Origin of the sequence: Pedobacter gandavensis (assembly GCF_032678745.1) — a bacterium.
Lineage (GTDB): Bacteria > Bacteroidota > Bacteroidia > Sphingobacteriales > Sphingobacteriaceae > Pedobacter > Pedobacter gandavensis_C.
Map to the genome: position 1 here is coordinate 162665 of NZ_JAVTST010000005.1, position 13588 is coordinate 176252.

Consider the following 13588-nt stretch of genomic DNA (forward strand, 5'->3'; position numbering starts at 1 on the left):
TCAAATTCAAACAAAAGAGCTATGTCTTACAAAAAGGATAATAAATTAAAAAGCAATTTCACCTCGATCACCATTAGTTTGGCATCGCCGGAGGCTATTTTAGAGCGCTCTAGTGGTGAGGTGTTAAAACCTGAGACGATAAATTACCGTACTTACAAACCTGAGCGTGATGGTTTGTTCTGCGAGCGTATTTTCGGTCCGGTAAAAGATTACGAATGTCATTGTGGTAAATACAAACGTATCCGTTATAAGGGTATTGTGTGTGACCGTTGTGGTGTTGAGGTTACGGAAAAGAAAGTACGTAGAGAGCGTATGGGACACATCAATTTGGTGGTTCCTGTTGCGCATATCTGGTATTTCCGCTCTTTACCAAATAAAATTGGATACTTATTAGGATTGCCTACAAAGAGATTAGATTTGATCATTTACTACGAACGTTATGTAGTAATCCAAGCTGGTTTCATGGCAGAAGAAGGTATTCAATACATGGATTTCTTAACTGAAGAGGAATATCTTGATATTCTTGATAAGTTGCCAAAAGAAAACCAATATTTAGACGATAAAGATCCTAATAAATTCATCGCCAAAATGGGTGCTGAAGCATTAGAGGATTTATTGAAACGTATTGATTTAGATACTTTATCTTATAACCTACGTCACCAGGCTGCAAACGAAACTTCTCAGCAACGTAAAAACGAAGCTTTGAAACGTTTACAGGTAGTGGAAGCTTTCCGTGGTGCAAGAACCCGTATTGAGAATAACCCAGAGTGGATGATCATCAAGATTGTTCCAGTTATTCCACCGGAATTGCGTCCGTTAGTACCTCTTGAAGGTGGTCGTTTCGCGACTTCAGATCTAAATGATCTATACCGTCGTGTGATTATCCGTAACAATCGTTTGAAACGTTTAATCGAGATCAAAGCGCCGGAAGTAATTTTACGTAACGAAAAACGTATGTTACAAGAAGCGGTAGATTCGTTATTTGATAACTCACGTAAAGTAAATGCAGTTAAAACTGAAGGTAACCGTGCTTTAAAATCTCTTTCAGACATCCTGAAAGGTAAACAAGGTCGTTTCCGTCAGAATTTATTAGGTAAACGTGTGGATTATTCTGCTCGTTCGGTAATTGTTGTAGGTCCAAACCTTAAATTACATGAATGCGGTTTACCTAAAGATATGGCTGCTGAGCTATTCAAACCGTTTATCATTCGCAAGATGATAGAAAGAGGTATCGTTAAAACAGTAAAATCTGCAAAGAAAATTGTAGACAGAAAAGATCCATTAGTTTGGGATATTCTGGAGAATGTTTTAAAAGGTCACCCGGTATTACTGAATCGTGCACCAACACTACACAGATTGGGTATCCAGTCTTTCCAACCTAAATTGGTGGAAGGTAAAGCGATCCAATTACACCCATTAGTATGTACCGCATTTAACGCGGATTTTGACGGTGACCAGATGGCAGTACACTTACCATTAGGACACGCCGCAATCTTAGAAGCACAAGTATTAATGCTTGCTGCCCACAACATTCTAAACCCTGCAAACGGAACTCCAATTACTGTACCTTCACAGGATATGGTTTTGGGTCTTTACTATATTACTAAAGGCCGTAGAACAGACGAAAAACGTGTAGTTAACGGACAAGATTTCTCATTCTATTCTCCTGAAGAAGTAATCATTGCTTACAATGAGAAGAGAATTGATCTTCACGCGTTTATCAAAGTGAAGGTAAATGTGAAATTGGAAGACGGAACAATCGTTAATAAATTGTTGGAAACAACTGTAGGTCGTGTGCTATTTAATCAAATGGTTCCGGCAGAAGTTGGTTACATCAATGAACTATTGACTAAAAAATCTCTTAGAGATATCATTGGTCACGTAGTGAAAATTACCGGTATGTCTCGCGCAGCAAGATTCTTAGATGATATCAAAGAATTAGGTTTCCAAATGGCATTCAGAGGAGGTTTATCATTTAATTTACAAGATGTAAACATTCCTGTTGAGAAACAAGCGCTATTGGAACAAGCTTCTGCTGAAGTTGAAGAAGTAAGGAATAACTATAACATGGGATTCATTACCAACAACGAGCGTTACAACCAAATTATCGATATCTGGACTCGTATCAATAACCGTTTAACATCATTCGTGATGACTCAGTTATCGAGCGATAACCAAGGTTTCAACTCAGTTTACATGATGTTGGACTCTGGAGCCCGTGGTTCGAAAGAGCAGATTCGTCAGCTATGCGGTATGCGTGGTTTGATGGCTAAGCCTCAGAAATCAGGTTCAGGTGGTGAGATTATTGAAAATCCGATTCTATCTAACTTTAAGGAAGGTCTATCGGTATTAGAATACTTTATCTCTACTCACGGTGCGCGTAAAGGTCTTGCGGATACGGCGTTAAAAACGGCGGATGCGGGTTACTTGACACGTCGTTTACATGATGTAGCACAGGATATGATCGTTAATGCAGAAGATTGCGGTACTTTAAGAGGTATGTACACTACTGCATTGAAAGATAATGAAGACATCGTTGAGCCATTATACGACAGATTATTAGGTCGTATCTCTCTACATGATGTATTCAATCCTTTGAATGGTGAATTATTAGTTGGAGCCGGAATGGATATTGATGAAGATATTGCGAAAGCAATTGAAGAATCACCATTAGAAGGTGTTGAAATTCGTTCGGTATTAACCTGCGAAAATAAACGCGGAGTTTGTGCGCTTTGTTACGGTCGTAACTTAGCAACTGGTAAACGTGTTCAAAAAGGTGAAGCTGTCGGTGTAATTGCTGCACAGTCGATCGGTGAGCCGGGTACACAGTTAACACTTCGTACGTTCCACGTTGGGGGTACTGCATCGAACATCGCTGCAGAATCTCAAATCAATGCTAAATTTGATGGTATCATCGAGTTTGAAAATGTTCGTACAGTAGAGAATGATACTGAAGATGGCGTAAAACAAATTGTTTTAGGTCGTTCAGGTGAGTTCAAAATTGTTGAGCCTGGTACAAACAAAGTGATCATGACCAATAACATTCCTTACGGTTCATTCTTATATGTTGAGGATGGTGCTAAAATCACTAAGGGTGATAAGATTTGTTCATGGGATCCATATAATGCGGTAATTATCTCTGAGTTCGCCGGTAAAATTGAATTTGATGCAATCGTTGAAGGTGTAACCTTCCGTGAGGAGTCAGATGAGCAAACTGGTCACCGTGAGAAAGTAATTATCGATACACGTGATAAAACTAAAAACCCTTCTGTACGGGTTGTGGATAAAAAAGGTGAATTGATCAGAGGATATAACATCCCTGTTGGAGCCCACATCGCTATCGATGAAGGTGACGCAGTTAAAACTGGTCAGATCCTTGTTAAGATTCCTCGTGCAACTGGTAAAACTAGAGATATCACGGGTGGTTTACCACGTGTAACTGAGCTTTTCGAAGCACGTAACCCTTCAAACCCTGCTGTAGTAACAGAGATTGATGGTGTGGTAACCTTAGGTGGCGTTAAACGTGGTAACCGCGAAATGACGATCGAATCTAAAGACGGAGAAGTTAAAAAATACCTTGTTCCATTGTCTAAACACATCCTGGTTCAGGATAATGACTTTGTGAAAGCAGGTATGCCTCTTTCTGATGGTTCTATCTCTCCAGCGGATATCTTAGCGATTAAAGGCCCTGCGGCTGTACAAGAATACTTAGTAAATGGTATCCAAGAGGTTTACCGTTTACAAGGTGTGAAAATCAATGATAAACACTTTGAGGTGATTGTACACCAGATGATGCAAAAAGTTCACATTGAAGATCCAGGAGATACCACTTTCTTAGAGAATAATCTTGCAGATCGTTGGGACTTCATGATTGAGAATGACGAGATCTATGACAAAAAAGTTGTTGTAGAAGCTGGTGATTCAAACACAGTGAAACCAGGACAAATCCTTTCTCTACGTAAATTAAGAGACGAAAATTCTCAATTGAAACGTAAAGATTTGAGACAAATTGAAGTTCGTGATGCAAGACCTGCAACTGCGAGTTCAATGTTACAAGGTATCACACGTGCTTCATTAGGAACGAAATCGTTCATCTCTGCAGCATCCTTCCAGGAGACGACAAAAGTGTTAAACGAAGCAGCAATTGCTGGTAAACGTGATAACATGCTTGGATTAAAAGAAAACGTAATTGTTGGACACTTAATTCCTTCAGGTACAGGTGTACGTGGATACGAGCGTATCATTGTAGGTTCTCAAGAAGAATACGATAAATTATTAGCTTCGAAACAAGAAGAAGTAGATGCTTAATATTTAAATATTTTTTGAAAAGTCCCCCTTCTGTTAAAAGTCGGGGGACTTTTTTTATGCGTTTAGGTTTGGAAAATAATTGGCGATCTGCTACCTCTGTATGGATTAAAGTAATAGTTTTGTGCTATGGAAGAACAGCAAAACGAAAACCAATTAAATATTGAACTTTCTGAAGAAGTTGCAGAAGGGATTTTTTCAAACCTGGCGATCATCACGCATTCTAATACGGAGTTTGTTCTGGACTTCATCAGAGTGATGCCGGGAGTGCCTAAGGCAAGAGTGAAATCAAGAATTATCCTGACACCAGAACATGCTAAAAGATTAATGGTGGCAATGCAGGATAATTTGGAGAAATATGAAGCTGCTTATGGCAAAATTAAAACACAGGATGAGCCTCCTGGGTTTCCAATGAATTTTGGCGGACCAACAGCTCAGGCTTAAGATTTTAATACCTCATTGATATGAAGGATGACGGCTTTGCTTTTGTTTGGTTCAAACCAGGCAGTGTTGTCATCCCTTCTAAACCAGGTGAGCTGCCGCTTTGCAAAACGACGTGTGTTTTGCTTGATCTTGTCTACCGCAGTCTCTAACGGAAGATGACCATCCAGATAATCGAACAATTCTGAATAGCCTACTGTATTTAAGGCATTATACTTTCTGTAGTCCTGTAGCCCCTTTACCTCTTCCAGCAAGCCTGCATCCATCATCTGATCAACTCTATGGTTAATGCGCTGATATAACGAAGCACGGTCCATATTAAGCCCTATTTTGATGATATTGAAAGGTCTTTGTTTTTTGCTGTTGGTTTGGTAGGAGGAGAGTTTTTTACCAGTAGAAAGGAAGAATTCCAAGCCTCTGACCATCCGTTGCGGATTGGCCTGATCCACCTTTTCATAATACTCAGGATCGTGGATTTTAAGCTGTTGTTTAATGGATTCAATACCTTCTTCTTCCAGCTGTTGTTTTAATTGTTCGCGGATATTTAGGTCTGTATCGGGAAGATCATCGAGGCCATTACAAACGGCATCGATATATAAACCGGATCCGCCGACCATAATCAGCAGATCCTGTTTTTTAAAAAGTTCTTCCATCAGCTGTAACACTTGTATTTCAAAGTCGCCGGTGCTGAATAGGGTTTCTATACTATGGGAATTAATGAAATGATGAGGGGCTGCATTTAGTTCTTCCGGGGAAGGTTTTGCAGTCCCAATTTCCATTTCCTTAAAGAATTGACGTGAATCAGCCGAAATAATTTCAGTAGAAAAGTGTTTTGCCAGCTCAATAGCCAGGGCAGTCTTTCCTATTCCGGTAGGACCGACAATTACAACTAAGGTTTTATCCAATAACATGTTCGAATATTAGTAATCGTCGTCTTTGCCACCGTATTCATCATCTTCATAGCTGTCGTCGTCGCTACCATACTCATCTGAATCAGCGGAATCATCATCTGAGTCATCATCAATCGTTTTTTCCTCTGTATTGATGCCTCTTCCATCCATAGCTGCCAGTTCTTCCGTATCTCCAGGAACAAAATCCAGTTCATTCAGAAAATCAAATTCAGTAGATGCTTCAGTCGATGATACTGCAACAGCATTAAAATTGTCTTTATCGATGATTTTAGGGGCTTCTCCCTGACTTTTAACCAATACAGGGTATTCGAGGTTAGGATCAGTTTCCAGAATGATCTTGATCAACTCTACATGAAAGTCAAAGGGACGATCGAAATTGTAGATATAATAGAATTTCTGATGTGGATCTTCAATAAAACTGCTCAGTTTAGCCTTTTCCATTAAAGTGACCCCTCTGTCTGCTTTACGTTGATTAGGTAAGTAGGCAATTTCGTCTCCTTTGATCCAATGATCAGTACTTACATAAAAAGAAGAGGATTTTTCAGCAGAATATCCTGTTGAGCGATGTATCGCACGATGTAAATCTTCAAATGTCTGGTTTGGTTTGATATCGATTTCCCTAACTACCTCATCGAAATCCTCGAAACTTATTCTAAATCTATAAATTGCCATCTGAGCTTTTTTTCTAGCTATAAAATTATAAAATATTATTGTACTTTGTGTATTAGTGCTTTACGGGTTGCAGGCCAAATTCTTTAGCTTTTTCCAGCATGAACTGCAAAGCCTCCTCGTAGTCGTTTTTGATCTCTCCTTCAAGAATTGCTTCCCGAATGGCATTTTTAATCAGTCCAACTTCTTTACCTGCAGTTAAACCGAAAACTTCCATGATATGGGTACCGGTAATTGGAGGTTGCCAATTTCTCAGCTTGTCGCGTTCTTCCACATCTTTCAGCTTTTGCTTAACCAGCTCAAAGTTATTCCGGTATTTTTTTACTTTGTACTCGTTTTTTGTGGTAACATCGGCATTGCAAAGCATCATTAAGCTCTCTATATCTTCACCGGCATCAAATAACAACCTTCTGACTGCAGAATCTGTAACGACTTCTTGTGCCAGCACAATAGGTCTGAGGTGAAGTTGTACCAATTTCTGCACCAATTTCATCTTCTCATTTAATGGAAGTTTCAATTGATTAAAGATTTGAGGTACCATTCTCGCGCCTTTGTCCTCATGGCCATGAAAAGTCCAGCCATGTCCTTCTTCAAAACGTTTGGTTGCCGGTTTGGCAATGTCATGAAGAATCGCTGCCCAGCGAAGCCAAAGATCGTCGGTAACCTCACAAATATTATCGAGAACCTGCAAGGTATGATAAAAATTGTCTTTATGCCCTTTTCCATTAATGATGTCTACCCCGTAAAGGTTGGCCATTTGTGGAAATACCAGGTGTAATAGACCAGTATCAAACAGGTATTTGAAACCTATAGAAGGTGTTTTTGAAAGAATGATCTTGTTGAGTTCATCAGTGATGCGCTCTTTTGAAACAATGCTGATTCTTTCTTTCTGCTTTTTTATGGCATTGATCGCAGTTTCGTCTATGCTAAACTCTAATTGAGTAGCAAAACGGATGGCCCTCATCATCCTTAATGGATCATCCGAAAAAGTAAGTTCAGGATCAAGAGGGGTTCTGATGAGTTTTTGCTCCAGGTCATTAATTCCGTCAAAGGGATCAACAAGCTGGGCATAATTGTCTTTATTCAGGGAGATGGCCAGGGCATTGATTGTGAAATCTCTTCTCAGCTGGTCGTCTTTGATGGTGCCGTTTTCTACGATAGGTTTGCGGGAATCTGAACGGTAGGACTCTTTTCTGGCCCCTACGAATTCTATTTCCAGATCGCGTGTTTTTATCATGGCCGTGCCAAAGTTTTTAAATACCGCTACCTTGGTTTTGAGTTGTTTACCTACTAATTCGGCAAAGTCAATCCCATTCCCCAATACTACGATGTCGATGTCTTTAGAGGGTCTTTTTAAGAAAATATCGCGGACATAGCCACCTATTACGTATGCTTCAATCTGATGTGTTTGAGCAATATCGGCAAGGACTTTAAATATTGGATTTTGTAAATGTTTTTCCATTAATGAGTTACAAAAGTAATAAAACTTACTTTCTTATAAAGGAAAATTGACCTCCGGGAGCTAATTTCATGATGGTAGAAGGTTTCTTCGGGGCCTGTAGCTCTTGTTCCCAATCGACTACGTAATCTACTGCGGCTTTAATTTCTTCAGAAATCTCGTCAAATATGAGGGGAGAAGGTTCTCCTGATTTATTCGCAGAAGTAGAAGTTATCGGCTTACGGAAGCGTTGAATGAGCTGCTGACAGAAATCATGCTTCACAATTCTGATGCCTACACTACCATCTTCATTGATTACATTTTTAGCCAGGTTTTTTGCCCCTGAGAAGATAATGGTCAATGGGTTTTCTGCATACTCGATCAAGTCATAAGCTACGTCAGGGATCTCTGTTACATAACTTTGGAGTTTTGAATCATTGTCGAGCAGGACGATAAAGCTTTTATCTGTGCTGCGTTGTTTGATTTCATTTATTTTGGCTACTGCTGCTTCATTTGTAGCGTCGCATCCTAATCCCCAAACTGTGTCTGTAGGATAAAGAATCACCCCTCCGTCTTTTAATACCTGAAGGGTCTTTTCAATTTCTGTTTTAAGCATAACCTTTTATTTCTGGTGATTGGAAAGTACCTGGGTATAAATTTTAATCATTTCTTCTGTGAGAACCCGGGTATCAAATTTTTTAGCATATTCCAGTCCTTTTACTGTCATCTCTGTGGCGAGCGCAGGGCTGTTTAATACTTTATTTATGGCATCGGAGAGTGCCTGATGGTCATAAGGGGCCACATACAAGCTGTTCTCGCCTCCGGCTTCTTCTAAACAAGAACCTGTTGCTGCAATAACCGGGACAGCGGAATACAAAGCTTCAATGATAGGAATACCGAATCCTTCATATAATGATGGATAAACGAAGGCTGTAGCCATTTGATAAATAGAAGGTAAATCCCCGAAAGGTACATTTTGTAAAAAGGTGACCCTGGATTTTAAGCCCAATGCCTCAATTTCTTTGTTGACCAGGTCGGTATAGGCTGTTTTTTTTCCAACAACTACGAGCTGATAATCCGGATGAATCTCTGGCAATGCTTTAATTAGCGTTAACAGGTTTTTCCGGCTTTCAATCGTTCCTACATTCAGAATATATTTTTCTGGTAACTGGTGTTTATCCCTGACTTCCTGCCTTTTCTTTTGATCAGTTACAGACTTGAAACTGTCGTCACAACTTTGGTAAACGACTTCAATTTTATCAGGATTGGTATGGAAAAAATGGACAATGTCTCTTTTTGTACATTCACTGATGGCGATGATCCTGGCTGCGTGTTTGCAGGCATAGCGAAATTTCAATTGATAAATGAATCGATCTATCCTTCCGTAATATTGAGGGAACCTGAGAAAAATCAGGTCATGTATCGTCACTATACTTGCAATTCCGGAATCTTGAATCCCCAATGGGATCTCATGACTCAAGCCGTGAAACAAGTCAATCTGGTCTTCTAATAGTTGTTTTTTGATTCCAGAAGTTCTCCAGAACCATCCCGGACGATCAGGAAGCTCAGTTTTAATCCCTTTGATTTGCAAAAACCGGGAGATTTGTGGATGCTCCTTTACTTTTGGGGTATAAACAAAGTATTGGTTTTGAGGGAAAAATTCTGCCAGGTGGGTGATTAAAGACCTGCTGTAATTTCCCAGTCCTGTTAAGTTATTCGCTGCTCTCTTTCCGTCAAAACCAATCTTCATTCTATTATACTGCTACATTATTTTCTCTCAATGCATCATTTAGAGAGGTCTTTTTATCTGTTGATTCTTTACGTTGACCGATGATCAATGCACAAGGAACCTGGAATTCACCAGCAGGGAATTTCTTCGCATAGCTACCTGGGATAACCACTGAACGTGCAGGAACGATACCTTTATATTCAACTGGTGTGCTTCCTGTAACGTCGATGATTTTAGTAGAGGCAGTTAAAACTACGTTTGCACCTAAAACAGCTTCTCTTTCTACACGAACACCTTCTACAACAATCGCTCTTGAACCAACAAAAACGTTGTCTTCGATGATTACCGGAGCAGCTTGAATCGGCTCTAATACACCACCAATACCCACACCACCACTTAAGTGAACGTGTTTACCAATCTGCGCACATGAACCTACAGTAGCCCATGTATCTACCATTGTACCTTCGTCAACGTAAGCACCGATATTCACATAAGAAGGCATCATGATCACACCTTTGGCTAAATAAGCGCCATAACGTGCGATACCATGAGGTACAACTCTTACACCTAATTCTTTATAATTGGTTTTCAATTTCATTTTATCATGAAATACAAAAGGACCAACTTCAATTTCTTTCATTTCTCTGATTGGAAAATAAAGGATTACCGCCTTTTTAATCCATTCATTCACAGCCCACGAGTTCAGTACTGGTTCAGCAACGCGCAATTCACCTTTATCAAGTTGCATAATTACCGTTTCTATTGCCTCGCAATATTCACTATATCCTAATAAAGTTCTGTCTTCCCAAGCGGCTTCTACTAACTTTTTTAATTGTGCTATCATGTTTTAAGTTATTTTTTGACAAAATAAATCAATTTTATGTATAGACCATTGTTTTCTATAATGTATTTTTGATTTTTTATGGCAGAGCAAGAAAAATTACGGATAGATAAGTACTTATGGGCAATAAGATTATTTAAGACCAGGAGTTTGGCGACAGAGGCTTGTAAGGCTGGTCGTGTAAAATTTAATGGTAATAATCTTAAAGCTTCTGCAATAGTCAAACCTGGAGATGTGTATCAGGTATCCAAAGGAATAGAGAAGAAAGTGATTGAAGTGGTAGAGCTTTTATACAATAGGGTAGAGGCGAAAATTGCGGTGACAAAGTATAAAGACATCACTCCTTTAGAGGAGACTCAGGGCTATAAATCGATGTTTCATTCGCCAGTATTGATCAGAGACCGTGGAGCAGGCAGACCAACAAAGAAAGACCGTCGAGAGATTGATGATTTGACCGGTGGTCTTTTTGAAGAAGAAGAAAAGCAGTAAGGACTATTTCAATAGTCTCATCCTATAGGCTTGCATTGCTGTTGTGCCAAGTTGTTTAATCAATTGATAATTGGCAACAGCACCCACAGCAGCTCCTACTATTGGTAATAGCTGGGCGAGTTTGGCAAGATCAATGTAATCCCGGTATTCCTGTTGAAAGGTTTTCCAGTCAAAACTGTCCACATTTCCGGGAAGTATATGTAGTTTTTCTTCCCAGTTTTCCATATGCATGAAAACTTTTGTACGTCCCTGCTGACTGGAGAAGGCCAGTTGGAAAATGTACAACAAGTATAAACGCTCTCTATAATCTTTTACGTCGAAACCATATAGGGCGGCGATTTCAAACAACAGTTTCATTTTTATACTAATGAGGATTGGAAAATCAGCCATGCTCATTAGAAAACCACCGGCACCTGTAATTCCACCTTCAGCAGCTCCGGTTTTACAATAATTGTCAATTTTCGACTTCACTAACGCTTCTCTATGGACCAGACTCATTTCCAATGCAGGTGTGTTAGAAGTGGTGTAGGTAGAACCATAAAGCACTCCTTTGATCATATTTTTGATGGTAACCGTAATCGCAGTATGAACTTTTTCAGGGATATAGCTGTTGATTTTCTTCTGAATATTATTGGTCATTTTATTGAAAAATGAGGGTTTAAGTCTCATTTTCCGTTTCCAGAATTCCAGTTCTATGGTTATTTTTTCTTCGTAATTCACGATTGCATATTACAATAATTATTCCTTAAAGATTAAATTTTAAGTAGTTGCTTATTACAATTGAAAACTATATATTTAGTTATTCCTAATTAAACCTAAATTCCTAATTATGTTCAACTCAAAGAAAATTATTTTTTCACTATTGTTGTTCAGCTCAGCTTCTGCTGGGGCTCAGCAGGTAGTGTTTAGCACTAAGACCCCCAAGGGAGGCGAGCCCCTTAATTTTACTTATGATCCAACTGGTGGTAGTTTTGCTAAAGAAAAGGAGATTCAATGTAAGGTACAGTCTTTCGTGAATCTTAAACGACAACTTGTAAATGTTACGCTTAAAAAAGAAGGGAATGTTTTTAAAGGAATGTTCATTCCTGCAGATAGCACAGATCTGGTTTGCTTAGTTTTTTCTGCGAAAGCACCTACTGAACTTAGTCCGCAGGGATATTATACATTGTTCTACGATAAAGGAGCAGTAAAAGGAAATGCTTACATGGCAGAAGCGCAGTTACTCACTGTAATGAGTAGACAGGTAGGCTTAAAGGCCGATCCGGCTAAAGCTGTGAAATCTTATGAGCTGGCATTTGCTACAAACCCAGCTTTAAAAGCCGCGTTTAGCGGAGACTACCTGAGTACTGTTTATGGGGTAGATAAAGTGAAAGGAACAGGATTGATCAATAGTAAGATTAAAGGCTACCAGGTACAGAAGGATCCTAAAGAAGTTGATCTGATGACTTTAATGACATTGCATCTTTTACTCAAAGATAAAGCAGCCGCTGACTCTTTAAGGCCAATCATTATTGCCCGTTATCCTACTGGAAATTTAGCTTTTAATGCTGCAAGAACGCCAATATATAAGGAGAAAGACCCTGATCAGATAGCGCTGAAATTAGAGGAGCTGGTGAAAAAGTTTGGCCTGGACCCAGAAAAAAAAGAGGATGCGTTGAAAATCAGTAGTTTATACTGTCCGCTGGTTCACCTGTATGCCACGAAAAGAAATATGGATAAGTTTAATTTGTATTCAGCAAAGATTGTCAATAAAACAGCCTTGGCCTCTTTAGCTAACTCCGTGGCCTGGGGCTTAGCAGAGAAAAATCAGGAAATCGACTTTGCAGAATTGTTATCAAAAAGATCTCTGACATTGCTTGAGTAGGCTAAGAATGAAGAAGTACCAGATTATTATTCCTCAAAAGATGAATACATTCAAGGTATTGAACGTTCATATCAAACAAATGCGGATACTTATGCCTTGATCTTACATCATAAAGGAAATGATAAAGAAGCAGTGATATATCAGGAAAAAGCATTGTCTGCCGCAGATGAGGAAGGTAATGACCGTTATGTCATGTACCTAGAATTAGCAGGTGATCCTGAAAAGGCATTCAAAGTTGCTGATGCTTATTTGAAAGAGGGGAAAGGAACTGAAGCGATGAGAACCAGGTTTCAAAAGCTATACGAAAAGAAGAATCTAGCTGTTCCTTTTGGTACTTATATACTGGATGTTGATAGAGCAGCAGTTGCAAATATGCGTGCAGCTTGGGCAAAAAAAATGATTAACCTTCCTGCCCCAGCGTTCAGCCTGAAAAACTTAAAGGGAGAATCCATTAGCTTGGCTAGTCTCAAAGGAAAAGTTGTGATTCTGGATTACTGGGCTACCTGGTGTGGGCCATGTGTGGCTTCTTTCCCAGGGATGCAGAAGGCTCAGGAGAAATATGCTACTGATAAAAATGTGGTGTTCTTGTTTGTGAATAGCTGGCAGAGAGAAGACAACAGAGAGCAGTTGGTGAGAGACTTTTTAACAGAGAAGAAGTATGATTTTAATGTGCTTTTTGATACGAAGAACAAGGAGAACCCGGAAATATTTGATGTAATCAGCGCTTACAATGTAAGCGGAATTCCTACTAAATTTATCATCGGTCCGGATGGAAACATCAAGTTTAAAGCAACTGGATTTTCAGGATCAGCTGAGGGGGTGGTAGAGGAGTTGGATCAAATGATCAGTCTTGCCAAATCAAAATAATGTAAAGCCATCCTGAAAGCGTATTATTGAAGCC

The 13588-nt window shown here is 39.4% G+C and carries 12 protein-coding genes; 5 read left to right on the forward strand and 7 right to left on the reverse strand.

Features of this window, described 5'->3' with window-relative positions; genetic code table 11:
• Positions 1-21 precede the first annotated feature (21 nt).
• On the forward strand, positions 22-4308 hold the full coding sequence (gene rpoC, locus R2S10_RS16970; protein WP_316841599.1) for a DNA-directed RNA polymerase subunit beta': 4287 nt from the start codon (positions 22-24) through the stop codon (positions 4306-4308).
• 126 nt (positions 4309-4434) lie between these two features.
• Positions 4435-4749, forward strand: coding sequence for a DUF3467 domain-containing protein (locus R2S10_RS16975; protein WP_265840822.1), 315 nt, complete (start codon positions 4435-4437; stop codon positions 4747-4749).
• Here R2S10_RS16975 and miaA read toward each other — a convergent pair.
• The 6 genes from miaA to R2S10_RS17005 are packed head-to-tail and all read right to left on the reverse strand — an operon-like array spanning position 4746 to position 10337.
• A complete protein-coding gene (gene miaA, locus R2S10_RS16980; protein ID WP_316841600.1) occupies positions 4746-5657 on the reverse strand; it encodes a tRNA (adenosine(37)-N6)-dimethylallyltransferase MiaA in 912 nt (303 codons plus the stop codon). The genes R2S10_RS16975 and miaA overlap by 4 nt on opposite strands.
• Positions 5658-5666: 9 nt before the next feature.
• Complete coding sequence (locus tag R2S10_RS16985) at positions 5667-6329, reverse strand: IS1096 element passenger TnpR family protein (protein WP_316841601.1); 663 nt, start codon at positions 6327-6329, stop codon at positions 5667-5669.
• A gap of 52 nt (positions 6330-6381) precedes the next feature.
• Positions 6382-7788, reverse strand: coding sequence for a CCA tRNA nucleotidyltransferase (locus tag R2S10_RS16990; protein WP_316841602.1), 1407 nt, complete (start codon positions 7786-7788; stop codon positions 6382-6384).
• Positions 7789-7813: 25 nt separating this feature from the next.
• Positions 7814-8380 carry an L-threonylcarbamoyladenylate synthase gene (locus R2S10_RS16995; protein ID WP_316841603.1) on the reverse strand — a complete coding sequence of 189 codons (567 nt, stop codon included), beginning with the start codon at positions 8378-8380 and terminating at the stop codon, positions 7814-7816.
• Between the two features lie 6 nt (positions 8381-8386).
• Positions 8387-9514, reverse strand: coding sequence for a glycosyltransferase family 1 protein (locus R2S10_RS17000; protein ID WP_316841604.1), 1128 nt, complete (start codon positions 9512-9514; stop codon positions 8387-8389).
• 4 nt (positions 9515-9518) lie between these two features.
• The gene (locus R2S10_RS17005; protein WP_316841605.1) at positions 9519-10337 is read right to left on the reverse strand and encodes a 2,3,4,5-tetrahydropyridine-2,6-dicarboxylate N-succinyltransferase; all 819 of its coding nucleotides are present in this window, start codon (positions 10335-10337) and stop codon (positions 9519-9521) included.
• Between the two features lie 78 nt (positions 10338-10415).
• Here R2S10_RS17005 and R2S10_RS17010 point away from each other — a divergent pair, with 78 nt between their 5' ends.
• Entirely contained in the window at positions 10416-10823 is a 408-nt protein-coding gene (locus R2S10_RS17010; protein ID WP_316841606.1) for an RNA-binding S4 domain-containing protein, read from the forward strand.
• Positions 10824-10826: 3 nt separating this feature from the next.
• Here R2S10_RS17010 and R2S10_RS17015 read toward each other — a convergent pair whose 3' ends face one another.
• Positions 10827-11543 carry an EcsC family protein gene (locus tag R2S10_RS17015; RefSeq protein WP_316841607.1) on the reverse strand — a complete coding sequence of 239 codons (717 nt, stop codon included), beginning with the start codon at positions 11541-11543 and terminating at the stop codon, positions 10827-10829.
• Between the two features lie 109 nt (positions 11544-11652).
• Between R2S10_RS17015 and R2S10_RS17020 the strand changes: the two genes are divergently transcribed.
• Both R2S10_RS17020 and R2S10_RS17025 read left to right on the forward strand, forming a co-directional pair.
• Positions 11653-12687 (forward strand): hypothetical protein, encoded by a 1035-nt coding sequence (locus R2S10_RS17020; RefSeq protein ID WP_316841608.1) that lies wholly within the window; start codon positions 11653-11655, stop codon positions 12685-12687.
• Between the two features lie 96 nt (positions 12688-12783).
• Positions 12784-13554 (forward strand): TlpA disulfide reductase family protein, encoded by a 771-nt coding sequence (locus R2S10_RS17025; RefSeq protein WP_316841609.1) that lies wholly within the window; start codon positions 12784-12786, stop codon positions 13552-13554.
• The last annotated feature ends 34 nt before the right edge of the window (positions 13555-13588 follow it).